This is a genomic window from Paenibacillus sp. FSL H3-0321 (assembly GCF_038002865.1).
Classification (GTDB): Bacteria; Bacillota; Bacilli; order Paenibacillales; family Paenibacillaceae; genus Paenibacillus_AQ.
Genome location: NZ_JBBODH010000001.1, coordinates 1,778,405 through 1,804,782, shown reverse-complemented (window position 1 = coordinate 1,804,782; position 26,378 = coordinate 1,778,405). Strand labels below are relative to the sequence as shown.

Here is a 26,378-nt window from a genome sequence, read left to right as displayed (position 1 = left end):
AAAAGAAGGGGAGTTGAAATAAATGAAAATTACAGACTTGATGATAAAAGAAACGATGATTATGGACCTCAAGGCCACGACCAAGGAAGCGGCGATCGACGAACTGATCGCCAGTCTAGCAGGCAGCGGGCGCATTAATGATCCTGTGCAGTTCAAGGAAATGATCCTGCTTCGGGAAGCCCAGTCCAGCACCGGCATTGGCGGAGGCATTGCAATGCCTCACGCCAAAACCCGGGCTGTCAACGAGGCAACGGTTGTGTTTGCTAAAAGTGCAGCGGGCGTTGATTTTGCCTCACTCGATGAGGAGCCGGCACAGTTGTTCTTTATGATTGCCGCGCCGGAGGGTGCTGGAAATATGCACCTGCGTACACTGGCTTCATTGTCCAGGTTGCTCATTGAAAGCGAATTCATCGAGGCGTTGATGAAAGCTTCCACCCCGGATGAAGTATCCGCTTTGTTCGATGCCAAACAGGCAGAGCAGGAGGCCAAGGAAAAGGAAAATGAATCCGGAAGCAGTACAAAGCAGGCTCCTGAACGCGTAATTACAGGCAACCCGGCTTCTTCAAACTTCGTCGTTGCGGTCACGGCGTGCCCTACAGGAATCGCCCATACCTTTATGGCTGAGGATGCATTAAAGAAAAAGGCCCTGGAAATGGGCGTCAACATCCGTGTGGAGACAAACGGTTCTGAAGGAGCACAGAATGTGCTGACCGAGGACGAAATCCGCCGGGCCAGCGGTGTCATCATCGCCGCCGACAAAAATGTGGAGATGGCCCGTTTCGCCGGCAAGCCGGTGCTGCAAAGACCGGTAAGCGACGGCATCCGCAAATCTGAAGAGCTGATCACCAAAGCAATGAACGGAGACGCGCCGATATACCGCAGTGAAGGCCGCAGCAGCGGGGATGCCCCAGCAGGGAACTCCTCCAGCATCGGTGGCAAGATCTACAAGGACCTGATGAACGGTATTTCACATATGCTGCCATTCGTAGTCGGCGGGGGGATTCTGCTGGCGATCTCCTTCCTGTTCGAACAGGTGGCAGGTGTAGATAATCCGCTTGTGAAGCTGCTGCAGACGATCGGCGGGGGAGATGGCGCCTTCCATTTCCTGATTCCGATTCTCGCCGGATTTATCGCTCTCAGCATCGGCGACCGTCCGGCGCTCATGCCCGGGATGGTCGGCGGTTATATGGCCTTGAACTCCAATGCCGGATTCCTTGGCGGACTTGCTGCAGGTTTCCTTGCGGGGTATGTGGTCATCCTGCTGCGTAAGGTTTTCGCCGGTCTGCCCAAAACCCTGGACGGCTTAAAGCCGATTCTGCTCTATCCGGTATTCAGTCTGCTCATTACCGGCGGCGTTATGTTCTACCTGTTTGATCCGGTCTTCAGCTGGCTGAATGAAGGACTTATCGATATTCTGAACGATCTGGGTACAGGCAATATGGTCATTCTGGGAATTATCCTCGGCGGAATGATGGCGATTGATATGGGCGGTCCGTTCAACAAAGCAGCATATACCTTTGCCATCGGTGTATTTACATCCAGCGGCAATACCAACGGATTGATGATGGCGGCTGTCATGGCGGGAGGGATGGTTCCTCCGCTGGCCATTGCGCTGGCAACCACATTCTTTAAGAACAAATTCACAGAAACAGAACGCAAGTCAGGTGTAACGAATTATGTGCTCGGCTTGTCATTCATTACTGAAGGAGCTATTCCCTTTGCAGCAGCCGATCCGCTGCGTGTCCTGACCAGCTGTATTATTGGTTCAGCTGTAGCTGGCGGACTTACACAGCTGTGGAACATCAACGTCCCGGCTCCGCACGGCGGAATTTTTGTAGCCGCTCTGTCCAGCAACGCTCTGCTGTTCATTCTGGCGGTTCTTATCGGAGCTGTTATTTCCGGCCTGACGCTGGGACTTTGGAAGAGGCCGCTTAAGGCTAATTAAGACAGTAAAACATCCGTACTGCGGGATTCAGATTTCAACTCTGAGTCCCGCAGTTTTTTTTGCCTGAACGAACTGCATTTTGCAGGCGTATTTCTGTATAATTACAAATATACTTAACGAGAAGATAAAGGAGCGAGCGAGATGATTCTGCACAAAGGGGAGGCTTTGTTCCGCCAGGGAGACAGCTGCCAAAATCTGTACAAGGTAAAGAGCGGGCTGTTTAAGGTGACAAGGCTGCATGAGAACGGGAACATGGTGCTGTTCAACCTGTTGTATCCCGGTGAGACGGTTCCCCATCATTCCCTCATTTCGCCAAAGGAGGCGCATGGAACGGCGGTGGCGATGATGAGGAGCGAGGTGGAGGTCATTCCGGCTGCGGAATGGTACCGCGAGCTGCGTGAGGAGCCGGATAAAGTGATGGAAATCGCTCTGCTGCTCCAGGAGAAGGTTCGTTTTATGCAGACACGCATTGACCACCTTACTGTCGGATCGCCGGGGGAGCGGATGGAGCTGCTGACCCGCTGGCTGAATGAGTACTCATATGGAGCACAGCTGACAGACCTGCTGACACAGGAAGAAATTGGGCAATTGATCGGCGTCCGGCGGGAGACGGTGAACCGTCTGCTGCGAAATCCGGGCTAATTCATGCTTTTTATTGGAAAACTGTTTAGAGTGACTCCTTTGCGTGGTATAATCTAAACAGAACATATCAAACTAAAGAAAGGATCAGGATACCATGTGTCCCCGAAGGACGATTCCCCAAAGGACGATTTGGAAACGTTATGATCTGTCTTATACTTAGCTTCCCTGTAGAATGTGCGCGAACCGTTGTTAATTGACGAAGCCGCCTCTGCGTGGGAAGGGAGTATTGTATGCGAAGGAAGAACTCTTCTGGTTTTACCCCTCGTAGAGGCTGGCGGGACGTCTAAGCCGCCATTTACGATAAGGGGAGACCTGTATGAAGAAACAAGACAGTGGCATGAGGTTGCCGCTACGACTCATTATTATTTTATCCGGAACATTGTTACTTGCATTTACTTATTATCACATCAATTATCAGAATCATTTGACCGAGGGCGGGTTTGTAGGCCTGGCACTGCTCGGCAAATACGTATTAGGAATTTCACCTTCACTATCTACGCTAATCTTAGACATTCCAGTACTCATAATCGCAATGATATTCAAAGGAAAATCGTTCGTGGTGAACACCTTCATCTCCGTAGGAGCCTTCACGGTATTCTATGGATTGATGGAACGCTATTCCGGATGGGTCATCGACTTGCAGGATAACTTGCCGCTTGCGGCTTTGTTGTCCGGTGTACTGACAGGTCTAGGAGCGGGAATGGTCCTGCGCGGCGGCGGGGCGAGCGGCGGAGACGATATTTTGTCCCTGCTGATCAGTGAATGGAAAGGAATTAAAGTGGGTACGGTATTCATCCTGATGGATGTAATTGTTTTGGCGTTGTCACTCTTCTATATGCCTCTCAAGGAAACCTTGTATACGGTGATGGCCGTGGTTGTAGCCGGCTATGTGATCACCTTTACCACGTCCTTGGGCAGACCGAAGCTGAGCAAGGCGCCGAAGATCCAGCCTGCACGCGTGAAGCCGCAGGATGGTACGGTAATGTGAATAGGGCAAAGTTAGCCCCATGTCATGGGGATCATTATGAGAGGCCAGCGGGAACTTACCCGGCTGGCCTCTTGTTTGTATGGCGAAGTTAACCGCCTTCCGGTAAAAAACAATTAAAAAGTTGATGTCGGGGAATTGTGTTATATAATGGAAACAAATAAAAGAACGGTGGGATCAGCGCTTTGATGATGACTATATTCCTGACAAAAGAAATCGGTTAATCCATTAACTGAATAACGCATGAACTGACCAGGCACAGGTATTCCCGGAGTACTGAGGGATTATTCCGCATGGCCGCAGCTCATGTTTCTTTTGTTATGAACTATAGTCTAGTCTCAAGCTGCCGTATCCATTGCCGCGATAGAGGTCTCTCTATTGCCGGGCACCGTTTGCGTAAAGCCGTGGATGAACAATGTTCATTCACGGCTTTTTGCTGTGCCCTGGAGGAGGCAGACAGGCTTTATTTTACCAAATCAAAGGGAGATGATGAGTAATGAACGGAGTTAAACCAAACGTCACTGCAGAGGAAATCGAAAGGATTGTCAGAAATGACCGGGGAATGCAAGCTGAGAATATCAGTGTGATGGAAGGCGGGAATCTCAGCACTGTTTTTTCATTCAAGGCTGAGGAACGCGAGTATGTTATTAGGTTCAGTGCAATGGAGGATGACTTCCAAACCGAGTCCTATATTGCAAATCTGCTCGCCTCACAGGGAGTACCTTTTCCGAGAGTATTGGGGCTGGGGCTACATAAGGCTTACAGCTATTGTATCTCGGAGCGCGTGACAGGGCATAATCTGGCAGACTTGCAAGCAGAGCAGAGGGCTGCACTGCTTCCCGAGCTGGTTCAAGTCATTACCGGGATGAACGGGCTGAAGCTGGACAGCAGCTCTTCTGGGTATGGTTTCTTGAACAAGGAAGGCCATGGCATCTATGCCAGCTGGGAGGAGTTCATCCGCTCTTTTTACGGGCAGGAGCAGCAGGAAGGCTTCTGGGAGAATTGGCATGAGCTGTTCACCAGCAGCTGTCTGGAGAAGGATGTGTTTGACGAGTGTTACGCCCGGTTGCTTGCATACAGCAAATATAACGCGCCGCACCGCCATTTTGTCCATAATGATTGCCATGAGTGGAACATACTCACAGACGGCCGCCGGATTACCGGAATTATCGACAGTAACAGCATATACGGGGATTTCATGATTGATGTGGCCTCAATGCATGCAATGATACCCGGTGTGGATATGGCACAGGTTTTCCGCAGGCATTATGAAGAGCTGGGAAAACCGATTGCGGATTTTGCAGAGCGCTTGACCGGCGCCCATTACTTTAAAGGGCTGGATGCCATGCGGTTTTACGCAAAAATGGGCTGGGATCATGCTTATACGGAGACGCGCGACCGTCTGCTGTCCATACCCTGCAATATTTAACAAAATGCTGAAACCGCTACAGGAGGGAGCGCGTATATATCTCATTCAAAAACATAGGATTACAAAAACTTTAGGGGGATAACAAGGATGAGTGCTCACGAAATTGATTATGTCATTATGGGCGAGGAAATTCAGTGTGTGGAGGTGCAGCTTGATCCTGGAGAGAGTGTAATTGCTGAAGCTGGGAGTTTCATGATGATGGACCCGGAGATTACGATGGAGACAATCTTTGGCGACGGATCAGGATCTGGACGGACAAATGGTCTGGTAGGCAAGCTGATGGGTGCAGGCAAACGCCTGCTGACCGGAGAAAGCCTGTTTATGACGATCTTCACGCACAGCGGGGCCTATGGCCGGAAGAGTGTCACCTTTGCCGCCCCGTATCCGGGCAAAATCATCCCGCTTGATCTCCAGCAATACCACGGCAAAATCATCTGCCAGAAGGATTCATTCCTCTGCGCTGCCAAAGGCGTGTCGGTGGGCATTGAATTCCAGCGCAAGCTGGGCGCAGGCTTCTTCGGCGGTGAGGGATTTATTATGCAAAAGCTGGAGGGCGACGGCCTCTCCTTCGTCCATTCCGGGGGATATGTGCTGGAACGGACGCTGCAGCCTGGAGAGACAATCAAGATCGACACCGGCTGTCTTGTGGCCATGACTTCGTCTGTGGATTATGATATCGAATTTGTCAAAGGTGTTAAGACCGCGCTGTTTGGCGGTGAAGGATTGTTCTTTGCTACCCTGCGCGGGCCGGGCAAGGTATGGGTACAGTCGCTGCCGTTCAGCCGGATGGCGGACCGCATTCTGTCGGCAGCCGGCAACACCGGCCGCAAGGAAGAAGGAAGCATCCTTGGGGGCCTTGGCAATCTGCTGGATGGCAGATAGGATCGCCAGAGACAAGAATTAGAATTGCCGCTTTTCCACTTCGCAGGTACAGCGTGATTAGAGAAACAGCCGTCTTCACCGGATTACCCGGGAAGGCGGCTGTTTGTTTAGCTGAGTCCTTAGGACATAAAAGGAATACTAGTGTTTGACAGCGGCCATCAGCAGGAACATCGGCCGGCGAAATTCCTCTTGCCAAGCCGGATTCTGCTCCAGCATTTCCTTGGTCGGCTGAAGCTCGGAAAGCTTGGTTACCGTGAAGCCGGATTCAATCAGTGTATTGATATAGGTAGCGACATTGCGATGATATTTAATCACATCATGATCCAGGAACCTTGCTTCACGCGCTCCCTCGGTATGATAGTTGTCAACGGGCCAATGCAGTTTTTCTCCGCCGGGGCCGTAGAACCAATCCTGTGCCGCCAAGGCCGTAAAGATTGGATGCTCCACCGACAGCACGAACTCACCGCCGGGCTTAAGACAATGATGAATGCGGCGGCAGAGGTCATCGAACCGCTCCACATAGTGGATGGCCAGCGAGCTTATTACAGTATCGAATTCCTCTTTGCTGAATTCGATGTCCTCAATGGCCATCTGCAGATATTGAATCTTGGGATCGCGGGTCATTGCTCTGGCCCGTTCCAGCATATTCGCTGAAAGATCTACACCGACTACCGATTCCGCTTGCTGTTCACGCGCATACCGGCAGTGCCAGCCAAAACCGCAGCCCAAATCCAGCACTCTTTTGCCGTGGAGTCCGGGAAGCAGGGAGCGGAAGGTACTCCATTCTCCGGCAGCTTCCAATCCTCTTGTGGAACGGGGCATTTGACTGTATTTATCAAAAAAGCCTGAATCGTCATATTTGTTCTGCTTCATCAGAGGACTCCTTGGGTGGGTTGTTTGTGTTATTTTACGGCCAGAATAATATTAGTATGAATTTCTTCAGTAAAGACGCCCTTGGGGTCCAGAAGCAATAAATTCTCTTCCAGCTCTCTCTCGAATTGAGGCGCCTGGTCGCCGAGAAACCGTCTCGAGCCAAAGGAGGTGGAATACAGATTCCCCAGTATAGCTTCTATAGTCCACTGATATTCATACATTGGCAGCCGGTGAGTTTCAAGGCGGAAGCTGGATCCGGCTACGATATCCGTGTGACTTTTGACCGGATGAGAATAGGTCGTATTGCCAGCCTTGCGCTCCTCGCCATACCATTTGCGCACGATCCGGTCCACTTCGTTCTGCCAAGGCAGGGGCGCTTGATCAGGCTTGTATTGATCCACAATAGCGACTCCGCCTCCCGGAGCAACCCGGTTGTAGAGCAGTTCGAGCACCAGGTCCCTGTCCATCCAGTGAAAAGCCTTGGCTATAGTAACCAGACGGTACACGGGAAATGTGGACTGAGCCAAATATTCTTCCGCTTTTCCCGCAACCCATTCCGTATTAAGCGCTCTCATTTCCTTGCTGATCCGCACTGCCTCATTGATCATTTCCTGTTCATAGTCAAGTCCGGTCACGCGCTGGACCCAATCGGCAAAACGCAAGGCAAGCTGCCCGGTTCCACAGCCCAAATCCAGCAGTTCGCCTTCCCCGTCCAGCCCAAAGCGGTTCACAAGGAATCTTACCAGCCCGGAAGGATAGAGCGGGCGATACTTCGCGTAATAACCTGCCGATCCTTTGAAAAGATCCTGACCATAATCTATCATGCCTGTCATCAGCTCCTTTGACTGAAAATTATAACCTATATTTGACTAGCCTGCAGTGACTGTATATATTATTGGGCAAACCCCTTAGCTTCACTAGGGCGTAAACCGGAGGCCTGATATGTTCAAAATATTTATCATTGAGGATGACCGGGGGCTGGTGGCGCTGCTCCAGGAATATTTACATAGGTTCGGCTATGAAACACAGGCGGTGAACGATTTTGAAGCGGTACGGACCGAGTTTGAGCAGTATGCACCGCATCTCGTACTGCTGGATGTTAATCTGCCTAAATTTGACGGTTATTACTGGTGCCGCCAGATCCGCGGAATCTCGACCTGTCCGATTCTCTTCATCTCCGCCCGCGACGGCAAAATGGATCAGGTGATGGCGCTGGAGAACGGAGCGGATGATTACATTACGAAGCCGTTTGATTATGAAATAGCCATGGCCAAAATCAAAAGCCATCTGCGCCGCGCTTACGGATCTTATGCTGTGGGAGCGAACGAGCGCAGTCTGGCGGTGTCAGGGCTGACGCTGGATGTGGAGCGTCTGGTGCTGTCGCGCGGCAATGCCAAAGTCGACCTCAGCCATACGGAAGCGAAAATTCTCGACGAGCTGATGAAAAAAACAGGCACCATCGTCACCCGCGACCGGCTGCTGGAGAAAATCTGGGATGACCAGGCATTTGTTGATGACAATACGCTGAATGTCTATGTCACCCGTGTGCGCAAAAAGCTGGCAGCGATGGGTATTCAGGACGGGCTGCAGACCGTACGCGGGCAAGGGTACCGGTTAAGCGACAACTGGGGGGAAGTGACGTGAAGCTATTTTTGCGGGAACAGACGCCGTTAATCGTGATCTACCTTGCCCAGCTTATGATCATTACCCTGGTGTACCGGCTGGACGGAGGAAGCGGTGTGAATGTCAGTCTGTACGCCGGGCTGCTCAGCACCTTTTTGCTGCTGGCCTATCTAGCGTACCGTTATTTCTCCAACCGGTCATTCTATGAGCGGCTGGAGAGCCTGCCTTCATCGCTGGATGAATCGGGAGGGCCCGCACAGGGCTCTCCGCTCGCGGAAAGCCTGCGCAAGCTGCTGGCACAGCAGTTCCGGCTCTACCAGAATGATTTGCACAGCTACCGCCACAAGCTGGAGGAGCATATTCATTTCATCAACCAGTGGGTGCACGCTATGAAGACTCCGCTCTCGGTGATCCACTTGATTATTCAGGATAAAGACGGTCCCCCGTTTACGGCCATTGGCGATGAGCTGGACCGGCTGAAAAAAGGGCTGGATACGGTGCTCTATACCGCAAGACTGGATACGTTCGAGCATGATTTCTATGTAGAGCAGCTGGAGCTGGCGGACATCGTGCGCGGTGTGACCTCAGAACAAAAACGGCTGTTCATCCGCAAACGGGTGTTTCCGGCGATAGCGATGGACAGCGGCATAACCATCACCTCTGACGAGAAATGGCTGACGTTTGTGCTGACGCAGCTGATAACTAATGCTTTGCGCTATACGGTAGAGGAGGGGCGTGTAGTTCATTTTCGCGGATATCTTCAGGAGAAGGGCAGAGCGGTGCTGGAAGTCCGCGACGAAGGGGTCGGCATCCCGCCGGGGGATTTGCCGCGCGTCTTCGATGCTTATTTTACCGGTGTGAACGGCCGCAGCTTTCAGGAATCCACGGGAATGGGCCTCTATTTGGTGAAGCAGATCTGCAGCAAGCTGGGTCATGAGGTGGAAATTTCCTCCGAGGTGGGCAAGGGTACGGCAGTGCGGATTATTTTCTGAGCCGGGGCTGAAACCGCAGGATCAGAATAACGACAGCCGATACTACTGTTAAAGACATGGTGTTTGTGATGAAAAAAGCAAGTCCCACGCCTGTCAACACCAAGTTGACAGCATAAGTCTCCATTAAACCAATCCCCAGCAGCATCAATAAGTAGGACTTCAGGTTTAAGTCCGCAACCGATTTTGTCTTGAGAATTTGGATGATTTGCGGTAGCCAGCCGAGGGAAAGAATGACACCGCCGATCAGCTGCATAAGCGAAAAGAGCATGAGAGCACCTCACAGTTCCTTTTTGTACGTTGTATGCGCCGCGGGCGGAATGGGTTCTTTTCACCCCAAAAAAACCGCCGCCTCTGGGATGAGGCAGCGGGTCGTGCAGGAAGCCAGGCTTACGCCATCATTGCTGTTTCAGACGCAGCAACTGCTCCAGCAGCTCCTGCACCCTGGTGTCAGGGAACGACTGGGCCAGAACCTCGTTAACGGTCACCCGGGCCCGGTCCAGCTTGTCTTGCCCTATGGCAGTAAGCGAGGTATAGATGCTTCTGCGGTCATCATCACAGGTCTTTCTTTGGAGCGCGTTGCAGCCTTTGGCTTCAAAACGGCTGACCAGTCTGGAGACGGCGCTCTGGCTTAACCCGACCATCGACTCCAATTGCTGCAGCTTCAGTTTCTTCTCCGGGGCTTCGGAGAGAAACAGCAGCAGATAGAATTCTTTTAAAGACAATTGGTAGTTCTCCTGAAGTTTGGTTTCCAACTCATTTGCTACATTCATTTGTATATGGGTCAATGACAACCAGCTGGTTATCAGTTCATTGGCAAGAGTATCCTTCATTGCATATCACAATTCCTCTCCCGGCTATTTACCGACTCATGAAATTAAATATTCAACTATTATAGCATCATAGGCCCGTGGTTTGATAGATATAGAGGAATCGGCTGCAGCGTACCGGAATTCTGTCAACTCTATTCTGCTTACAATAATGTAAGGTGACTGTAAGTTTCAGAAATAGCAGCTGTAGTTTACAGTTTGTATAATGAAGACAATCCAAAACGATCAGGTGAACGAAGGAGCGGAAGCACTTGCCCATATTAGACGTCCATAATTTATCCAAAATATATGAGGGCAAGGTATCGATTCATGCGCTGAACCATATTCGTTTTGCCGTGGAGAAGGGTGAGTTTGTAGGTATTATGGGACCTTCAGGCAGTGGGAAAACAACACTGCTCAACGTGATCGCCACGATCGACGAGCCTACCTCAGGCGAGGTAATGATTAACGGCGGAAATCCGAATACGCTCGGGCGCAAGGACAAAGCACTCTTCCGGCGGAAGGAGCTGGGTTTCGTCTTTCAGCATTTCAATCTGCTTGATACGCTTACCGTAGAAGAAAATATCGTGCTGCCGCTGACGCTAACCGGGGTGCCGCTTCCGGAAATGGAACGCAGGCTGCAAGAGGTGGCTGAGCGGCTGGCCATCGGTCCGCTTCTTCATAAACGGACATATGAAATCTCCGGCGGGCAGATGCAGCGGGTGGCGATTGCCCGGGCAATGATTCACCGGCCGGCGCTGATTCTGGCCGATGAGCCTACGGGCAGCCTGGACTCCAAAACAGCGGCCGAAGTGATGAGTCTGCTGGCTGAAGTCAATGAAGCGGAAGGGTCCACGGTGCTGATGGTCACCCATGACGCAGTGGCGGCGAGCTTTTGCCACCGGGTCATCTTTATCAAGGACGGACGTTTCTACAGCGAGATGTACCGGGGCAGCAGCAGGCCGGCTTTCTTCCAGAATATCATCGACATGCTGTCGCTGCTGGGAGGAGCCAGCCATGACCTTTCGGCAGTTCGCTTATAGAAATGTAACGCGGAATAAGCGTAAATACGCTGCTTATTTTGTCAGTAGCGCATTTTCCGTAATGATCTTTTTTCTCTGTGCACTGTTTATATTTCATCCGGCGATTTCGGGCGATATGATCCTGGATACGGCGGCTGACACCATGATGGTGGCTGAGGGAATCATCTTTGTATTTTGTTCCCTGTTCGTGCTGGTGTCAGTCGGGTCTTTTCTGCAGTCCCGCAAGCTGGAATTCGGCATCCTGCTGATGCACGGCATGACGAAGCGGCAGCTGAACCTGATGGTTTTTTTGGAGAACATGATGATCGGCAGCTCCGCCATCCTCACCGGCACTTTGCTCGGTCTGCTGCTGGGCAAGCTGTTCCTGATGATTGGAGCAGGGTTCCTGGGCATTGGCCCGCTGGAATTTTATCTTTCCTGGCATGCACCGGTACTGACGATTTGCAGCTTTGCGCTACTGTTCATGCTGATCTCGTTAAGTACCTTTGCTTTTATCGGGAACGAGTCGGCGAGAGGTTTGTTTCAGCGCGGACGCAAAGGAGACAAGGAGCCGCGGGTATCTGCCTTGCTGGCGTTCGCTTCGGCCCTGCTGCTGCTTGGAGGCTATGTTCTGGCCGCTACCACGACCGCAGCGTCGGTGGAGAGAGTGATGTTTCCGGTGGTGGCCATTACAGTCGCCGGCACTTACTTGTTCTATACACAACTTAGTTTATATGTGGTTAGGATAATGAGGAAAGTCCGGCGGTTTTATTGGCATAAGACAAACATTATTACGCTCTCGGGCTTAACCTACCGCTGGAAAGACAACGGGCGGATGTTTTTTATGGTGACGATTGTTTCGGCGGTATCCTTCACCTCTGTCGGGGTATTTGCTTCTATTCATACACTCTCCAAAGAGCTGAAGCTGGACTATCCGGCAGCGGTCGGTTATGTGGCCAAGGGCAATGAGGCCGGGTCCGCTGCGGAAGAGGATTTAAGCGGGATAAAAGCGGAACTGGAGCGGTTGAATCTTCCCTATCGCTCGCTGGAGATCCAAATCAAATATGCGGAAGTAGAGTCTCAGACCGGTCCTGACCGTACAGAGCGTTTGCCGCTGATGGCTTACAGTGATTACAAACAGGCGCTCCAGCAAGCCGGATTTACCTCCCGCGAGCAGCCGCTACAGGGGAACGAAGGTCTGGTCATGATCGGTTCCCAGCGTGACCGCAGCCTGACCTCTGATCGGGTTCATGCCCTCTATAAGCTGAAGCAGGGAGTAGATATTCAGGAGATCGGATATACGGAGCATGTGCCGGTTGCTGAATATCTGCTGCCGGAGCTGGACGGGAGGGATGGCGGTGATTTTAGCGGAGTAGTCGTCAGTGACAGCTTGTTCTCCGCCATTGATCCCGTGCAAAGCGATTTGTATACCGGGTTCTATATGGATCAATTCCAACAGACGGTTGGCATTGCTTCGGGACTTGCGGATAAAGGAAAAGTGTCCTACGAGAGCAAATCCCCTTATGCCGTTGTGGTCAGCGGCACGCTGTTCGAAATTCAGCGGACGCTATACAGTACGATGCTGTTCGCTTCACTTTTGGTCGGCACCGTTTTTTTTATCGCCGCAGGCAGCTTTTTGTACTTCCGGTTGTACATGGATCTTGACCATGACCGGCTGCAGTATTCCACCTTGTCCAAAATGGGCCTGACCGACCAGGAACTGGACCGGACTGTGACCCTGCAATTGTCACTAATGTTCTTTGTTCCGGTGGGGCTAGCCATCCTGCACAGCTTGTTCGCCTTTATTGCGCTGCAGCGGCTGTTCTATCTGTCCATCGCTGCCGAAACGGGCGCGGTGCTTATCGGCTACCTGGCTGCGCAGGGGTTATACTTCTTCCTTATCCGCAGCCGTTATTTGCGCAATCTCAAAAAAAATCTCATCTGAACGCGGAGGAGCACGAAATGAAAACATGGATTACCGATTTTATGGAACAGTTCGGCTATCTGGGCATTTTTCTGATGCTGGCCCTGGAAAATATTTTTCCGCCTATCCCCTCGGAGGTAATCCTTCCGTTCGGCGGTTTCATGACAACCACTTCCGGGATGACCATCCCCGGCGTGCTGATCGCCTCAACGGCCGGCTCGCTGCTGGGAGCGCTTGTGCTGTACTGGATCGGCCGGATGCTGGACGTGAACAGACTGGAGCGGATTGTGGACCGCTGGGGCGGACTTCTCCGGATCAGCGGAAAAGATATCCGTAAAGCGGATGCCTGGTTCGACAAATACGGCTACTGGACGGTATTATTCTGCCGGATGATTCCGCTGGTGCGGAGTCTGATCTCCATTCCTGCCGGAATGTCGGGGATGAAATTCGGATTATTCATGCTGTTTACGACGATCGGGACGCTCGGCTGGAATGTGCTGCTTATTCTGCTGGGTGCTGCGCTGGGAGAATCCTGGGAGGATATTGGCGTGTACATGGAAGCTTACTCGAGTGTCGTCTACGTATTGATTGCTGTGGGAGTTGTTGTGGGTGGTGTGCTCTATTTCCGCAAACGCCAGTCCGGTAGAAAACCGGTAGATACCACGGATTAATTTAATACACAGGTTTCTCAGAACATTTAAAGCCTCGCAAAGGGTGAGGTCAATAAAAGGAGGGGATCAATATGGAGCTGCTCACTATCATGAAAGCCATCATTCTGGGAATTGTAGAAGGATTAACTGAATTTGCTCCGGTATCCTCGACCGGCCATATGGTAATCGTGGATGATATGTGGTTGAAATCCCAGGAATTCCTCGGAAAATATGCAGCAAACACGTTCAAAGTAGTCATCCAGCTGGGGTCGATCCTGGCGGTAGTCATCATTTTCCGCAACCGGTTCATCGACCTGCTGGGTCTCAAGCGGTTCAGCCGCAAGGAGCTGACGGCGGTGCCGGAAGGACAGCCTCCGGTGGAGACGGAAGGCCGGCTGAAGCTGGCGCAGGTCATTGTGGGACTTATTCCTGCAGGAATTCTCGGGTTTCTGTTCGAGGATTACATCGACGAGCATTTATTCTCGACGTCGACGGTGCTGATCGGTCTGGTCATTGGTGCAATATTCATGATTTTTGCCGACCGGTTCGCCCCCAAAAAAATCAAGACAGAGAGTGTTGACCAAATTACATATAGACAGGCGCTATCGGTAGGTTTGATCCAATGCTTGTCGCTCTGGCCCGGCTTTTCACGCTCCGGATCGACCATCTCAGGTGGAGTGCTGCTGGGTATGAGCCACCGTGCGGCTGCCGATTTCACCTTTATTATGGCAGTGCCGATCATGGCCGGTGCGAGTCTGATTTCACTGGTCAAGAACTGGCAGTATTTTACGATAGATGCCCTGCCGTTTTTTATTGCCGGGTTCATTAGTGCCTTCCTGTTCGCGCTGCTCTCTATGAAGTTTTTCCTGAAGCTGATCAACCGGATCAAGCTCATGCCGTTTGCGATTTACCGTCTCGTTCTTGCCGGGGTAGTCTACCTCGTCTGGTTCTAAAAGACAGGCTGAAATAGTCCGTTGATTGCTATCATTTATCGAAAAGGAACCGGGTGTACCTCCTTGCCAAGGACGGTGCAGCCGGTTCTTTTTGCTGTATACCAAACGTTCTGCTGAAGCTGCTTCTTGAAGAGAGGCTGTGAGGGAATGTGCGGCAGAATCCCCGCAAAATGAGCCTGTACGGCACCAGCTATAGGGAATGTGTATAACGGGAATACCCGTAAATCTGTTGCGGATAAGGTATCGGATTCAGTATGATGGCATCAGATTACGGGATGAATACAATTTGCAAATATCGGAGACAGGCGCCAGCCGGAGCATCAGAAAGGCCCGGAGGCTTAATAGGGAAATTCGGTGACAAGCCGATGCGGTCCCGCCACTGTAACGGAAGAGTTCATAGCAGCCCATGTCACTGGCCATCTCTACTTCGCCGGGAAGACTTGCTGATGGATGCCGACGCCGCTAGCCAGGAGACCTGCCTGTCTCAACAGCACTGCAGTACCTACGGAAGATAGGGAGGTGTTAAGACGTTACCCATTGGCAGCTCATGGGCGTCTTTCCCTGCGGCCTGGTTAGGGAAGACGCTCTTTTTTATTGATAACGACTGAGATCATTAACTAAAGCTTAAGGCATTTACTATAGACAAGGGAGTGACTGTAATGACAAACAACATCAAGACGAGCAGCCTCGGTTATCCGAGAATCGGAAAGAACCGGGAGTGGAAAAAGACGCTGGAGGCTTACTGGAGCGGCAAAATCAATGAAGAAACCTTCCGCGCGGAAATGGCCGGGATTCAGCTTCAGCACCTCAAGACACAGCAGCAGGCCGGGATCGCACTGATTCCTGTCAATGATTTCACCTTTTATGACCATGTGCTGGATACCGCTGCTATGTTTGGCATTGTTCCTCCGCGTTATGCCTACGATGGCGGAGACATTCCGCTCGATCTGTACTTCGCCATGGCGCGCGGCAATTCGGCCGCCCCTGCCTGCGAGATGACCAAATGGTTCAATACGAATTACCATTATATCGTGCCGGAAATCGGCGGGCAGACTCCCCGCCTGATTGAGAATAAACCGCTCGCTGCCTACCGTTTCGCCAAAGAGCAGGCAGGTATTGAGGGCAAGCCGGTTATAGTCGGGCTCTATACCTTCCTGAAGCTCTCCAAGGGATTCGCTGCGGATCAAATTGCAGAGGTTGCTGCCCGTTTCCTGCCGGTGTATGTGCAACTGCTGCAGGAGCTGCAGCAGGAAGGCGTGGCTTGGGTACAGATCGACGAACCGGCAATTGTGACCGGATTAACCGGGGAAGAAGTTGAACTGCTGGGAACTATCTACAGAGAGATTGCTGCAGCAGTGCCTGGACTTCATGTCTTGCTGCAGACTTACTTTGAAGCCGCAGAGCCGCTGGAAGTGCTGCTGAAGTTGCCTGTGCAGGGCATCGGATTGGACTTCGTCCATGACGGCGGGGCCAATCTGGCCTCGATCCGGCGTCTGGGCTGGCCAGAGGACAAATGGCTGGGAGCGGGCATTATCGACGGGCGCAATATTTGGCGCTCCGATCTGGATGCCAAGCTTGAGCTGGTCCGCGCACTGAAGTCCCATGTGCCGGACGAACGGCTGATCCTCCAGCCATCCTCCAGTCTGCTGCATGTGCCTGTAACTGTTCAAGGCGAGGACAAGTTAAAGCCTGCGGTACGGCAAGCGTTGGCCTTCGCCGACGAGAAGCTGGCGGAGCTGAGCCTGATTGCAGCAGCGGCGGGCGAGGATGGGCAGGTCTATGCCGCAGCGCTCGCCGAGAGCCGCGAGGCGCTGAAAGTGTTCCGCGCCCTGCCGGAACGCGGGCGCCAGGATGTGGCTGAGCAGGTGCGCAGCCTGGATAAGCTGCCGGACAGCCGCAGCTTGCCCTTCGCGGAACGCGTAAAGGTGCAGCAGCAGAAGTGGCAGCTGCCGCTGCTGCCGACAACGACGATCGGCAGCTTCCCGCAGACGCCTGAAGTGCGCCAGGCCCGGCTCAAATGGCGTAAGGGCGTCTGGAACCAGGAGCGTTATGACGGATTTATCCGCCAGCAAATTGCAGATGCGATTACTTTTCAAGAGGAGCTCGGGCTGGATGTGCTCGTGCACGGTGAATTTGAGCGGACGGATATGGTTGAATTCTTCGGCGAGAAGCTGGCAGGGTACCTCTTTACCAAAGGGGGCTGGGTCCAATCCTACGGTTCACGTTGTGTGAAGCCGCCGGTCATTTATGCCGATGTTGCGTTTACCGGCCCTATGACCGTGAAGGAAAGTCTGTACGCCCAGTCGCTCACCAGTCTTCCGGTAAAAGGGATGCTGACCGGTCCGGTGACCATTCTGAACTGGTCGTTTGTCCGTGATGATCTCAGCCGTGAAGAGGTGGCTAACCAGATCGCCCTTACCTTACGTTATGAGGTTCAGGCGCTTGAGGAAGCGGGAATCGAGATGATTCAGGTGGATGAACCGGCGATCCGTGAAGGCCTGCCGTTAAAGGCTGAAGATCATGAGCATTATTTGAGCTGGGCGGTAAGATCTTTCCGTATCGCTACCAACTCTGTGAAGGCGACCACGCAGATCCATACGCATATGTGCTACAGTGAGTTCAATGACATGATCGGACCGATCTCGGCGATGGATGCCGATGTAATCTCCATCGAGACCTCGCGCAGCCATGGGGAGCTGATCGTCAGCTTTGAAGAACAGGAGTATGACAAGGGAATCGGTCTTGGTGTGTATGATATTCATAGTCCGCGTGTACCGAAGGTAGAGGAAATGACACAGGCTATTGAGCGGGCGCTGCGTGTGCTTGATGCCGGACAGTTCTGGATTAATCCGGACTGCGGCCTGAAGACACGGGGCTGGGAAGAAACCGGAGCGGCGCTGCGCAACATGGTGCAGGCTGCCGTGATTGTCAGAGAGAAGAGCGGAGCGGTCAGCCGCTGATACGTCCGTTATACCGGGCGCACATTTTCCCAGTGATCCGTAGGGGGGCTGAATATCCCGAGGAAGTCCAGCTAGGGTCGGCATATATACTGTAAAAACCAATCCGGGGTATTCCACCCCGGATTGGTTTTTTGTGGCGATCTTTTTAGCAGAAACACTTGATAATAATTCTCATTCTTGATAGAATGGGAAACAGAAAAGAAGGAACCGTGGAGGGTCCCTTCTACGTTTAACCTTATTTACTTTCGAAAGTTTTGCAGTCTGTTTCTTCAGACTGTGTAGGCTCTTTGGAGCTGTGATAAGCAACAAAAATGGACTCAGCGTTGCATTTGTTCTCTTCAGCCCAATAGGTGCAAGAGTTCACTGCGCACAATACGTCTTTTGCCATGAGGGTTCACCTCCCCTTATAGTGGATTGGCAACATGATTAGAACGTTGTGATTTGTCCTGTTCAGCAAGGTGGAGCTTGTCCGAACAGAACCATACCCTTATTCCTTGTGAATAGAGGGTATTTGGTGTTTCACTGTCTTTTCAGACACGATTATTGTAGCAAATAAAGCCTCCTTTCGCAAACAGGATCATTCAGCATTCGAATGATCCTGTTTGCGATGTAAACGGTGTTAAATTTGGGAATAAACATCAAAAAAGGTTCGGAATTCTCCAATCTCCTGCAACCTTCCAGCTTTTGGAACGTCAAAATAAATAACGCGGAAGAGACTCAGAGATCAAAGGGCCTTTCGCCGGAGTGTTTTATATAGAAGAAGCTGAAATTCCACTACACTTTTGGAGGAATGAGAATGCGAAAATGGGGTCTGCATTACTTTTTATCTTTATTGGTTCTAGCAGTTGTGCTGGCAGGCTGTGGTTCAGGCGACGACAGCAACTCGGCTGCTGATCAACTCAGTGCGAACACCTTCTCTGAGGGAGGGGCGGCAGATTCAGTACCTGCGGCTGCTTCGGTTCAATCGAAGGAATCTTCGGCGGAGTCTGCTACAGTAACAGCAGGCGGACAGGATCAGAAAACCGATGCGAACAAGACGGGGACAGCCAAGAATCTAGGTACAGAACAGGGTGCTGAACAACCTTCCGGATTTACCGGGAGCGATGTTGCAGCCGGACTGAACAAGAAGCTGATCTACCGGGCCAACCTCAATATGGAGGTAAAGGACTATGCCTCAGCGCAAAGTGATGTACGGAACATGATTACTTTGGCCGGCGGCTATATTATTGAATTCTCGGAGAATATGTCTGAATACGAGAAGGGCGGGACCTTTATTCTGAAGGTGCCGGCTTCCGGATTCGCCTCTTTTCTGGATAATCTGGAGAAGATCAAGAATGAAAAAATTCAGCAAAGCATCACCGGGCAGGACGTTTCAGAAGAATATGTTGATCTGGAATCACGTCTTAAGGCTAAGCAGCTGATGGAGAACCAGTATATCGAGTTTATGAAAAAAGCAACCAAATCGGCCGACCTGGTCGCTTTCGCTAACCAGCTTGGAGCGATTCAGGAGGAAATCGAACAGATTAAAGGCAGAATGCGTTATATTGATCAAAATGTCTCCTTCTCCACCGTGGAGCTCCGCCTCTATCAGACGGACGAAAGTTTTGCCGTTACGCAGAAGAAAGAGCAGGGTCCGCTGTTAGACCGGGCATCGGATGCACTCAAGAGCAGCCTGAACGCTTTGTCCATTATGTTCCAGTGGCTGGTTGTTTTTCTTGCAGCGGCCCTTCCGGTGCTCCTTATAGGCGGAGTGGTTACAGCGATTGTCCTCTGGTACCGGAGAAAATCCAAGGAGCGTGAGAAGACGCATATGGAGCGAATCGGTCAGATCAACCGGGAGCAGAACAGGGAGAATCTGAACCGCAGCAGCACAGAGCCTGCGCCGGAGAATAGAACTGCCCCCGAGGAAGATGGCGGTGAACCGGAGAATAAAGGATAAAGAATGAGCACCCTGTATGGGATGATAAGTTTTTTCGCAGCTTGGTTGTAATTCTCTTTTGAAATTTCCCTAATAGATGAGAAGCAAAGATGGCGCGCCAGCTTCTACTAACTAATATGTATAGGGAGATGGATAACAATGAACAGACACGGAGCAGTTAGAACAATTACCAATGCAGCCAGCTACACAGGGGTAACAACAAAGCTTATTCTGCCGACAACCATTAATCCGGTAAACGGCTACGTCGACTGGTACTTGGGCATCGGAGATGCCTCCATTGAAGCGGGGATTTCCTACTCTTACCTCGGGTTCAAAGTGTTTCTTGGAGCCTCCTACGGAGGAACCAGCACGTACTATGATTCCCAAGTTGTATCGAGTCTTGCCAAAGGCCAGACGGTTGACCTTAAGCTCACTTATGATCATTCCACGCGTCAAGCCACCTTGTATCTGAATGGTGCGGCGCTCCCTTGGACCGACCACAAGGATGTCGGCAATGCGTCGAAGGCGCTGGGGACGTATAACAAAGTGAAAATGATACACGGTGTGGAGGATCAAGGCGCCAGCTCGTACAGCCAGGCCAGCTTCTCCCAAACCCAGCTGCGTACGGACACAGCCGGGGCGAATTACACGCCTTGGACCAGCAGCCTCTCAACAACACAAAAGGTTGCTGTAGGCAGTGGTGATCCAACCAGTGCTAATAAATTCTCAGTGATTAATTTTGCACCACTTATTACGAAGCTTGACCCTGCATAAGCAAATACAAAAAAAGAAACTCTGTAATCAGAGTTTCTTTTTTTTGTATGGGTTAGATGTTTAGAATTCCTGTTCGTTATGAATCAGGCATGCTGGAAGAGCACACGGTACTCTCCATAGCCTTCCTTCTCCAGATCTTCTTTCGGCACAAAACGCAGGGCAGCCGAATTGATGCAGTACCGCAGGCCATTTTCACCGGGACCGTCGTTGAACACATGACCAAGGTGGGAATCGGCAGTTTTGCTGCGCACTTCCGTGCGGATCATCAAGTGGCTGAGATCGGTTTTCTCCTTGACCGAATAGTCGCGGATTGGCCGGGTAAAGCTGGGCCACCCGCAATCGGAATCGAATTTATCATGGGAACTGAAAAGCGGCTCACCGGATACGATATCTACGTATATACCGTCTCCATGATGATCCCAGAATTCGTTGCGGAAAGGCGATTCCGTAGCGTTGTTCTGCGTCACTTCGTATTGCAGCGGCGTCAAACGTTCCTTCAGACTGTTCTTATCCTCCTGATGTGTCCAGTGATTCTCGATAAAAGCATCCCGGCCGGAGCCCTTGCGGTAACGCTTGTAGTGTCCGGGATTCTTATGATGATAACCCTGGTGGTACTCTTCGGCAGGGAAAAACGGTTTGGCCGGCAGGATTGGAGTTACAATTGGCCCCGAGAAACGTCCGCTGGCCTGTAGCGCAGCCTTGGAAGCTTCTGCCTGCTGGCGCTGCTCCTCCGAATGGGTGAATATCGCCGTGCCGTAGGAAGTTCCGCGGTCATAGAATTGTCCTCCGGCATCGGTAGGGTCTATCTGTTGCCAGAACAGCTCCAGCAGCTTGCTGTATGGGAAAATATCCGGGTTAAAGGTAATCTGTACCGCTTCAACATGCCCGGTCGTTTCTGAGCACACTTCTTCATAGGTCGGATTGACCGTATGCCCGCCTGTATAACCGGAGAGGACCTCGACAATACCCGGCAGCTCCTCAAAAGGAGATACCATGCACCAGAAACAGCCTCCCGCAAAAGTCGCTTTTTCTGTTTTGGTGCCTATATGGTTAGACTGAACATCACTCATAAATATCCCTCCATTCATAGAATGCAATTAAATAGATCACAATTCAATTTAATTATAAAGCAAATTAGATCACTCTGCCAGCGGATGCCATTCGTGTGGCGGAATGCTTGTAAACAACATCCTCCTGGCTGCCGGGACTCTCACTGCTACATGTGTGCTCAGTTGACTCTTTATTCCAAGAAACGGCGGGGCCGGAGGGACCATACGGCCAGTGCGATTACGGCGACATAGACCAGAATAGCTATAACAGCGCTTTTCGGATGAAGGAACAGCTGTCCTCCAAGAAAGGCGTACAGCGATATGCCGGGGATTTTGCCTAGGCCGGTAGCGGCGAGATAACTCCAGAAGTGCAGTCCGGATACACCGGCGTAGATGTTCACCGCCATTTGCGGAATTACCGGAGTCAGGCGGGCAAGCACAATGGAAGCAAAGGGGCGCCGCTGTACGGCAGACGAGAATTTCTCAAGCAGTGGTATAGAGGCTAAGTATGTACCCGCCCTGTCTTGAAATATATATTTTACGATGCCGTACACTACCGCGGCAGCTATAGTGGTCGCTAACCAGCAGATGGCTGCGCCGGCTACACTTCCGTAGGCATATCCGTATAAAGCGATGACAGCCTTATAGGGTATGACAGGAAAAAAGGCCAGCAATGTGGCCGCGCCGATCGACAGGAGGAGATTGTGATCCTCCCGCAGCCAGCCCAGGATTTCATTTCTATAGATAAACGCAAGGATTACACCCGCAACATACAGCAAAGCCATCAGCCATTTTCTCATTCTACTATTCCCTTTCTTCCGTTCATTCATCTCATCATACTGAAAAAAAAGTAATTAATGAAGCAAAGATCATTTGTCGAATGAGCTTGTCACTGTATAATACATCTAAGAATGACAGAAGAGGGAGATGCTACGATGAATAACACTGCACGTAAAAGAGTGGCGATGGTCGGCATCGGGGATATTGCCCGTAAAGTCTATTTGCCGCTGCTCTCCCGTCATGACCAGGCCGAGGTAGTTGGAGTGCTAAGCCATTCTCCGGTTACGGTTCAGGGAGCGGTCGGTATGTACCGCTTGCCCAAAGGCACCACCGATCTAAATGAGCTGCTGTCCTGGGATCTTGACGCGGTCTTCGTGCATAGTCCCACGCCAACTCATTATGAAATTGTGACCCAGTGTCTGGAGCACGGATTATCGGTGTATGTAGATAAGCCGCTGTCTTATGAGCTGGAACAATCCCGGCGGATGGCGGAGCTGGCCGAAGACAAAGGACTGCTTCTGGCTGTAGGCTTCAACCGCCGGTATGCCCCGATGTATATGGCAGCCAAGGCCTGGCTAACCAAAGCCGGCGGTATCAGCCATTGTCAGGCGGTCAAACACCGCACGAAGCTGCAATCCGGCAGCAGCCGTGAAACTGTGCATGATGATCTGATTCATATGCTGGACCTGCTGCTCTGGCTCTGCGGCGGGGATTATGAGCTGCTTCACAGCAGTCTTAAGTCCGATCGGGAAGGCAGGCTGCTTCAATCCTCCGGAATGCTGTCCTGGACCAGCGGGGAGAGCGGAATGTACAGTATGGTCAGGGATGCCGGAGCTGACCTTGAGAAGCTGGAGCTGCACGGAAACGGCAGATCAGTAGAAGTGGTGGACATGGAGAAGGTTACGTTATTCGAGAAGGGTTCCCTGCCACGCAACCAAAGCTTCGGAAGCTGGGATACGATTCTGGAGCGGAGAGGCTTCAGCGGCGTGGTCAGTCATTTTTTGAACAATATTCATACCCCGGAGCAATGCGGCATCGCAGCTTCCGCCGTTCTGCCCAGCCATGTGCTGGCAGCGAAGCTTGCCGAATGACAGAAGAGCAGAAAGGAGCACACTATGGACGAGTACAGCAAATCAATGGAAGAGCAGATTATCGAAAGCTACAAACGGGATGAAGAAATGATGATTCTCGTGTTTGCCCAATGGTGTGTGAACAACAAATTAGACCCGCATGCGCTGTATCTGCAGGCTTACCCGCAGCAGGAGGGCAATGCCGCGCTCAGCAGGGCACTGGCGCTGACTGTACCCGAGGAGGAAGCAGGCTTTATCTCCGATGATACGGTTCTAGGAGTATTGTCTCTCTATAGCAACGATGATCTGGCTTACGTGGTAACCGAGGCGATTGCACAGCGAAAGCCGCCGCAAGGCACCGTGGATTGACATCAGGGATATAATAAGGTAGGCTAGTGAACTTTTTTTTGGTAAACGATGTTCATTACGCTATAAATGTGGTAAAATTATATATACTAACTAATTGTAAGTTTCATAAGTGAGAGGTGAGAACAATGGAAGAACATCAGCTGACGATGTGCCCAAGATTCGAAACGGCCTTCTCTTTCTTAGGCAAACGTTGGAATGGGCTGATTATCCAGACATTGATGAGTGGACCGAAGCGTTTTAAGGATATTTCCGGCCTGATTCCATCAATGAGCGATAAGATGCTGTCCGAACGAATGAAGGATTTGGAATGTGAGGGTATTCTGGTAAGGCATGTGTATCCGGAAACTCCGGTGCGCATCGAGTACGAATTAACCACTAAGGGCCGCGCACTTGAGCCGGTTATGCAGCAAATTCAGTCCTGGGCAGAGAGCTGGGTCGAGTAGCCCGCGCTTCAGCGTCCTATTGATCGCCTCTTTTCCGCTTCATGGAAAAGGGGCTTTTTCAAATTTATTCAAATTTATTCAAATAAAACTTGCACAATCAACCGCAGGATATAATATAATAGAAAAAACTGTTGCCGGACGTGTGCGGGCATGACCAAATATATGAATGTGCTTTCGAAGTAAGTTTTGTCGTAGTGGACTCGATAGAAGTAACGCTAACAAAACTAAGTGTATGCTTTCGAAGTAAGTTTTGTCGTAGTGGACTCGATAGAAGTAACGCTAACAAAACTGAGTGTATGCTTTCGAAGTAGTTTTGTCGTAGTGGACTCGATAGAAGTAACGCTAACAAAACTTTTAGGAGGCGAGGAAGATGAAAACCACCTTGTTTTCCCGGGAAATAACATATGGAAAAGACGATGTTGCCGAGCTGGAGACTGCCTCAATTAAAGTTCAGCTCATTTACGACAAGACGTTGTTTATGCTGCACGGACATCTTCCCGGCTCGTTATGGGATGCGTGGATTGGAGTGCCCTACGAAATCATATCCTCCTTATACAAGGGAGATAACGATAGCGGGAGCGTGTTTCAGAAATGGATCCAGAGCCCGACCGGCTGGAAATGCATCGGCTGTGAACGGCATTGCCTGGAACCATCGGCAGTCCCGGACAATCTCAGCTCCAGCCAGCAGCGCAGGTTCACCTTCCATAATGGCATCCGGCAGAGCATGGTGCTGCAGGCTGTAATATGGTCGCTATATGAGAATACGGTGCTGTTTCAGCCATACTTGGGCGAAGAAGCCTTTCTGGATGGCGATGATCTCGATACGATTTCCACGTATTTCGTACCGACCTATATGAATAATCTAAGGCTGGCCGAGATTGGCAAACCCAGCAAAGAATATAAAGAAAAGAACATAAGGGTGTATCAGGAATGGATCGCAGCTCCCGATCTTGTACTGCAGTGGAATGGCGGCCTGACTGAGGGGCGATGGATGACAGGAGTCTATGTAGACCATTCCCGCTTTGCCGGTCTGGGACCTTATCTGAAGGACGCTGAGGGCAAACGGACGTATATGCAGGCTACGGTTCGATAGCGAAGCTTGATAATAAGAAGAATGGTAAGAATATAAAATAAACCAGTGGGAATGTCTATGACAACAGCGCGTGCCGGCACAATCGGTGCGCGCTGTTTTGAGTTGGGCTTGAAATCGCTGAGAGTAATAAGTACGGACAATCTGAACTATGGCTGTGAAAATAAGTTATTGACTGTTCCCTTGGGTATTAGCTTATTTTATTACAAGGAGGTGTTATTGATGAAAATAAGTGCGATTATGGATATTACGGGCCTTACCAAAAAGGCAATAAACTATTATGAGGAAGAAGGGTTACTAAGCCCTCATGTTAATCCTGAAAACAATTATCGGGAGTATTCGCAAAGTGATGCCGATGTATTGGTGCAAATATCTGTTTTGAGACAATTTGATGTACCTCTAAAGGATATCAAAACCATGATATCGAACCCTCAAAGGTTGAAAGATTGTTTAGAACAACACCTAGTAAGACTTGACAATGAGATCAAAAGACTTGAAAAAAGCAAAAATGTGCTTCGATCCAGCCTGAGCAGTTTCGATTCTGATGAGATTGGACTTCTGCAATTAACACAACAACTATCGGTGCTGAATAAATCTCTTGAGCTGGATGAGCGTAGCAGAGAGGGTTTTATGAAAAAGCAGATTGAGCGTATTTTTCCAGGGAACTTTGGGAAGATGTTGATCATGCAATACAGTTCTTTCTTAAATGAACCTATAGATACGCCGGAAAAAGAGGAAGCGTGGATTTCCATAGTTAAATTCTTAGATGAAGTCGAAGTGATAAAATATCCACAGGAAATAGTCGACATGTATGAAAAGCTGACCATTAAAGATATTGAAAAGTATGAGAAACATATTAATGACTATATCGAGAAACGGCTTACCATAACAGACGAGGGACTTGTAAACGAAAGAGAGAAAATTTCTGATTATATTCACCGATTAAAACACGATCCTGATATGCAGGCAGAACATATAAGATTGACAAATCTATCCGAAGGGATGAGGGGATTGATGAATGATATTGGATATTATGATAAGTTTGTTAAAAATCTAAAAATTCTAAGCAAAGCGTTTTGTGCTTATAATGAAAAAGTCGAAGAGCTTTCGGAATTTTCAAAGTTATCAAATATTACATTTGACGTTCAATAAAATTTTATATATTCAGTGCGTTCAATCACTAGCTTGGGCTTCTCTGG

26 protein-coding genes and 1 riboswitch are annotated in these 26,378 nt (G+C 50.6%); of the genes, 19 read left to right on the top strand and 7 right to left on the bottom strand.

Going from position 1 to position 26,378, the window contains the following annotated elements; all coding sequences use genetic code 11:
• Positions 1-22: 22 nt before the first annotated feature.
• The 5 genes from MHI45_RS08010 (at position 23) to MHI45_RS07990 (ending at position 5,883) form a co-directional block, all read left to right on the top strand.
• Positions 23-1,945 (top strand): PTS fructose transporter subunit IIABC, encoded by a 1,923-nt coding sequence (locus tag MHI45_RS08010; protein WP_076108826.1) that lies wholly within the window; start codon positions 23-25, stop codon positions 1,943-1,945.
• A gap of 141 nt (positions 1,946-2,086) precedes the next feature.
• Entirely contained in the window at positions 2,087-2,587 is a 501-nt protein-coding gene (locus MHI45_RS08005) for a Crp/Fnr family transcriptional regulator (protein ID WP_038595026.1), read from the top strand.
• 316 nt (positions 2,588-2,903) lie between these two features.
• Positions 2,904-3,575, top strand: coding sequence for a YitT family protein (locus MHI45_RS08000; protein ID WP_038595024.1), 672 nt, complete (start codon positions 2,904-2,906; stop codon positions 3,573-3,575).
• A 493-nt stretch (positions 3,576-4,068) separates the two neighbouring features.
• Positions 4,069-5,001: a phosphotransferase family protein gene (locus tag MHI45_RS07995; RefSeq protein WP_076108827.1), complete on the top strand. Its 933-nt coding sequence runs from the start codon at positions 4,069-4,071 to the stop codon at positions 4,999-5,001.
• Between the two features lie 87 nt (positions 5,002-5,088).
• Entirely contained in the window at positions 5,089-5,883 is a 795-nt protein-coding gene (locus MHI45_RS07990) for a TIGR00266 family protein (RefSeq protein WP_076108828.1), read from the top strand.
• A gap of 138 nt (positions 5,884-6,021) precedes the next feature.
• On the opposite strand, the gene MHI45_RS07985 is transcribed toward MHI45_RS07990, so the two are convergent.
• Positions 6,022-6,756 (bottom strand): class I SAM-dependent methyltransferase, encoded by a 735-nt coding sequence (locus MHI45_RS07985; protein ID WP_076108829.1) that lies wholly within the window; start codon positions 6,754-6,756, stop codon positions 6,022-6,024.
• 29 nt (positions 6,757-6,785) lie between these two features.
• Entirely contained in the window at positions 6,786-7,580 is a 795-nt protein-coding gene (locus MHI45_RS07980) for a class I SAM-dependent methyltransferase (protein ID WP_076108830.1), read from the bottom strand.
• 118 nt (positions 7,581-7,698) lie between these two features.
• Between MHI45_RS07980 and MHI45_RS07975 the strand changes: the two genes are divergently transcribed.
• Both MHI45_RS07975 and MHI45_RS07970 read left to right on the top strand, forming a co-directional pair.
• Complete coding sequence (locus MHI45_RS07975) at positions 7,699-8,400, top strand: response regulator transcription factor (protein ID WP_076108831.1); 702 nt, start codon at positions 7,699-7,701, stop codon at positions 8,398-8,400.
• Positions 8,397-9,371 carry a sensor histidine kinase gene (locus tag MHI45_RS07970; protein WP_038595014.1) on the top strand — a complete coding sequence of 325 codons (975 nt, stop codon included), beginning with the start codon at positions 8,397-8,399 and terminating at the stop codon, positions 9,369-9,371. The genes MHI45_RS07975 and MHI45_RS07970 overlap by 4 nt, the downstream gene beginning before the upstream one ends.
• Here MHI45_RS07970 and MHI45_RS07965 read toward each other — a convergent pair.
• Both MHI45_RS07965 and MHI45_RS07960 read right to left on the bottom strand, forming a co-directional pair.
• Positions 9,361-9,639: a PQ-loop domain-containing transporter gene (locus tag MHI45_RS07965; RefSeq protein ID WP_076108832.1), complete on the bottom strand. Its 279-nt coding sequence runs from the start codon at positions 9,637-9,639 to the stop codon at positions 9,361-9,363. The genes MHI45_RS07970 and MHI45_RS07965 overlap by 11 nt on opposite strands.
• A 127-nt stretch (positions 9,640-9,766) precedes the next feature.
• A complete protein-coding gene (locus tag MHI45_RS07960) occupies positions 9,767-10,093 on the bottom strand; it encodes a MarR family winged helix-turn-helix transcriptional regulator (RefSeq protein ID WP_438491385.1) in 327 nt (108 codons plus the stop codon).
• A gap of 356 nt (positions 10,094-10,449) precedes the next feature.
• Between MHI45_RS07960 and MHI45_RS07955 the strand changes: the two genes are divergently transcribed.
• From MHI45_RS07955 to metE, 5 genes are all read left to right on the top strand, one after another.
• Positions 10,450-11,220: an ABC transporter ATP-binding protein gene (locus tag MHI45_RS07955; RefSeq protein ID WP_340897249.1), complete on the top strand. Its 771-nt coding sequence runs from the start codon at positions 10,450-10,452 to the stop codon at positions 11,218-11,220.
• A complete protein-coding gene (locus MHI45_RS07950) occupies positions 11,195-13,144 on the top strand; it encodes an ABC transporter permease (RefSeq protein WP_340897250.1) in 1,950 nt (649 codons plus the stop codon). The genes MHI45_RS07955 and MHI45_RS07950 overlap by 26 nt, the downstream gene beginning before the upstream one ends.
• A gap of 17 nt (positions 13,145-13,161) precedes the next feature.
• The gene (locus MHI45_RS07945) at positions 13,162-13,794 is read left to right on the top strand and encodes a DedA family protein (RefSeq protein WP_076108835.1); all 633 of its coding nucleotides are present in this window, start codon (positions 13,162-13,164) and stop codon (positions 13,792-13,794) included.
• A 71-nt stretch (positions 13,795-13,865) separates the two neighbouring features.
• Complete coding sequence (locus tag MHI45_RS07940) at positions 13,866-14,726, top strand: undecaprenyl-diphosphate phosphatase (protein WP_038595003.1); 861 nt, start codon at positions 13,866-13,868, stop codon at positions 14,724-14,726.
• A gap of 286 nt (positions 14,727-15,012) precedes the next feature.
• Positions 15,013-15,223: riboswitch (cobalamin riboswitch) on the top strand.
• A gap of 162 nt (positions 15,224-15,385) precedes the next feature.
• A complete protein-coding gene (gene metE / locus MHI45_RS07935; RefSeq protein WP_341118951.1) occupies positions 15,386-17,686 on the top strand; it encodes a 5-methyltetrahydropteroyltriglutamate--homocysteine S-methyltransferase in 2,301 nt (766 codons plus the stop codon).
• Between the two features lie 235 nt (positions 17,687-17,921).
• On the opposite strand, the gene MHI45_RS07930 is transcribed toward metE, so the two are convergent.
• Positions 17,922-18,074, bottom strand: a complete 153-nt coding sequence (locus tag MHI45_RS07930; RefSeq protein ID WP_076108838.1) for a DUF1540 domain-containing protein — start codon at positions 18,072-18,074, stop codon at positions 17,922-17,924.
• Positions 18,075-18,482: 408 nt separating this feature from the next.
• Between MHI45_RS07930 and MHI45_RS07925 the strand changes: the two genes are divergently transcribed.
• Positions 18,483-19,625: a DUF4349 domain-containing protein gene (locus tag MHI45_RS07925; protein ID WP_341118950.1), complete on the top strand. Its 1,143-nt coding sequence runs from the start codon at positions 18,483-18,485 to the stop codon at positions 19,623-19,625.
• A 138-nt stretch (positions 19,626-19,763) separates the two neighbouring features.
• Positions 19,764-20,378, top strand: coding sequence for a hypothetical protein (locus tag MHI45_RS07920; RefSeq protein ID WP_052092225.1), 615 nt, complete (start codon positions 19,764-19,766; stop codon positions 20,376-20,378).
• A gap of 83 nt (positions 20,379-20,461) precedes the next feature.
• Here MHI45_RS07920 and msrB read toward each other — a convergent pair whose 3' ends face one another.
• Together msrB and MHI45_RS07910 are read right to left on the bottom strand one after the other, a co-directional pair.
• The gene (gene msrB / locus MHI45_RS07915) at positions 20,462-21,448 is read right to left on the bottom strand and encodes a peptide-methionine (R)-S-oxide reductase MsrB (protein ID WP_341118949.1); all 987 of its coding nucleotides are present in this window, start codon (positions 21,446-21,448) and stop codon (positions 20,462-20,464) included.
• A gap of 170 nt (positions 21,449-21,618) precedes the next feature.
• The gene (locus tag MHI45_RS07910) at positions 21,619-22,227 is read right to left on the bottom strand and encodes a TVP38/TMEM64 family protein (protein ID WP_341118948.1); all 609 of its coding nucleotides are present in this window, start codon (positions 22,225-22,227) and stop codon (positions 21,619-21,621) included.
• 135 nt (positions 22,228-22,362) lie between these two features.
• Between MHI45_RS07910 and MHI45_RS07905 the strand changes: the two genes are divergently transcribed.
• The 5 genes from MHI45_RS07905 to MHI45_RS07885 all read left to right on the top strand — a co-directional run bounded on the left by MHI45_RS07905 (position 22,363) and on the right by MHI45_RS07885 (position 26,331).
• Complete coding sequence (locus MHI45_RS07905; RefSeq protein ID WP_341118947.1) at positions 22,363-23,298, top strand: Gfo/Idh/MocA family protein; 936 nt, start codon at positions 22,363-22,365, stop codon at positions 23,296-23,298.
• 24 nt (positions 23,299-23,322) lie between these two features.
• The gene (locus tag MHI45_RS07900) at positions 23,323-23,646 is read left to right on the top strand and encodes a hypothetical protein (RefSeq protein WP_341118946.1); all 324 of its coding nucleotides are present in this window, start codon (positions 23,323-23,325) and stop codon (positions 23,644-23,646) included.
• 125 nt (positions 23,647-23,771) lie between these two features.
• Complete coding sequence (locus MHI45_RS07895) at positions 23,772-24,089, top strand: winged helix-turn-helix transcriptional regulator (protein ID WP_038594991.1); 318 nt, start codon at positions 23,772-23,774, stop codon at positions 24,087-24,089.
• Between the two features lie 370 nt (positions 24,090-24,459).
• Positions 24,460-25,182: a hypothetical protein gene (locus MHI45_RS07890; protein ID WP_341118945.1), complete on the top strand. Its 723-nt coding sequence runs from the start codon at positions 24,460-24,462 to the stop codon at positions 25,180-25,182.
• A gap of 57 nt (positions 25,183-25,239) precedes the next feature.
• A complete protein-coding gene (locus tag MHI45_RS07885) occupies positions 25,240-26,331 on the top strand; it encodes a MerR family transcriptional regulator (RefSeq protein WP_341118944.1) in 1,092 nt (363 codons plus the stop codon).
• Positions 26,332-26,378 lie beyond the last annotated feature (47 nt).

What these genes read in the sequence shown, in the direction of transcription:
- MHI45_RS07975 (WP_076108831.1), top strand. Translation starts at nt 7,699, where the DNA reads ATGTTCAAAATATTTATCATTGAGGATGACCGGGGGCTGGTGGCGCTG.
- MHI45_RS07895 (WP_038594991.1), top strand. Translation starts at nt 23,772, where the DNA reads ATGGAAGAACATCAGCTGACGATGTGCCCAAGATTCGAAACGGCCTTC.
- MHI45_RS07920 (WP_052092225.1), top strand. Translation starts at nt 19,764, where the DNA reads ATGAACAGACACGGAGCAGTTAGAACAATTACCAATGCAGCCAGCTAC.
- MHI45_RS07945 (WP_076108835.1), top strand. Translation starts at nt 13,162, where the DNA reads ATGAAAACATGGATTACCGATTTTATGGAACAGTTCGGCTATCTGGGC.
- MHI45_RS08010 (WP_076108826.1), top strand. Translation starts at nt 23, where the DNA reads ATGAAAATTACAGACTTGATGATAAAAGAAACGATGATTATGGACCTC.
- MHI45_RS07925 (WP_341118950.1), top strand. Translation starts at nt 18,483, where the DNA reads ATGCGAAAATGGGGTCTGCATTACTTTTTATCTTTATTGGTTCTAGCA.
- metE (WP_341118951.1), top strand. Translation starts at nt 15,386, where the DNA reads ATGACAAACAACATCAAGACGAGCAGCCTCGGTTATCCGAGAATCGGA.
- MHI45_RS07980 (WP_076108830.1), bottom strand. Translation starts at nt 7,580, where the DNA reads ATGATAGATTATGGTCAGGATCTTTTCAAAGGATCGGCAGGTTATTAC.
- MHI45_RS07900 (WP_341118946.1), top strand. Translation starts at nt 23,323, where the DNA reads ATGGACGAGTACAGCAAATCAATGGAAGAGCAGATTATCGAAAGCTAC.
- MHI45_RS08000 (WP_038595024.1), top strand. Translation starts at nt 2,904, where the DNA reads ATGAAGAAACAAGACAGTGGCATGAGGTTGCCGCTACGACTCATTATT.
- MHI45_RS07990 (WP_076108828.1), top strand. Translation starts at nt 5,089, where the DNA reads ATGAGTGCTCACGAAATTGATTATGTCATTATGGGCGAGGAAATTCAG.
- MHI45_RS07930 (WP_076108838.1), bottom strand. Translation starts at nt 18,074, where the DNA reads ATGGCAAAAGACGTATTGTGCGCAGTGAACTCTTGCACCTATTGGGCT.
- MHI45_RS07965 (WP_076108832.1), bottom strand. Translation starts at nt 9,639, where the DNA reads ATGCTCTTTTCGCTTATGCAGCTGATCGGCGGTGTCATTCTTTCCCTC.
- MHI45_RS07910 (WP_341118948.1), bottom strand. Translation starts at nt 22,227, where the DNA reads ATGAGAAAATGGCTGATGGCTTTGCTGTATGTTGCGGGTGTAATCCTT.
- msrB (WP_341118949.1), bottom strand. Translation starts at nt 21,448, where the DNA reads ATGAGTGATGTTCAGTCTAACCATATAGGCACCAAAACAGAAAAAGCG.
- MHI45_RS07940 (WP_038595003.1), top strand. Translation starts at nt 13,866, where the DNA reads ATGGAGCTGCTCACTATCATGAAAGCCATCATTCTGGGAATTGTAGAA.
- MHI45_RS08005 (WP_038595026.1), top strand. Translation starts at nt 2,087, where the DNA reads ATGATTCTGCACAAAGGGGAGGCTTTGTTCCGCCAGGGAGACAGCTGC.
- MHI45_RS07985 (WP_076108829.1), bottom strand. Translation starts at nt 6,756, where the DNA reads ATGAAGCAGAACAAATATGACGATTCAGGCTTTTTTGATAAATACAGT.
- MHI45_RS07995 (WP_076108827.1), top strand. Translation starts at nt 4,069, where the DNA reads ATGAACGGAGTTAAACCAAACGTCACTGCAGAGGAAATCGAAAGGATT.
- MHI45_RS07905 (WP_341118947.1), top strand. Translation starts at nt 22,363, where the DNA reads ATGAATAACACTGCACGTAAAAGAGTGGCGATGGTCGGCATCGGGGAT.
- MHI45_RS07885 (WP_341118944.1), top strand. Translation starts at nt 25,240, where the DNA reads ATGACAACAGCGCGTGCCGGCACAATCGGTGCGCGCTGTTTTGAGTTG.
- MHI45_RS07890 (WP_341118945.1), top strand. Translation starts at nt 24,460, where the DNA reads ATGAAAACCACCTTGTTTTCCCGGGAAATAACATATGGAAAAGACGAT.
- MHI45_RS07950 (WP_340897250.1), top strand. Translation starts at nt 11,195, where the DNA reads ATGACCTTTCGGCAGTTCGCTTATAGAAATGTAACGCGGAATAAGCGT.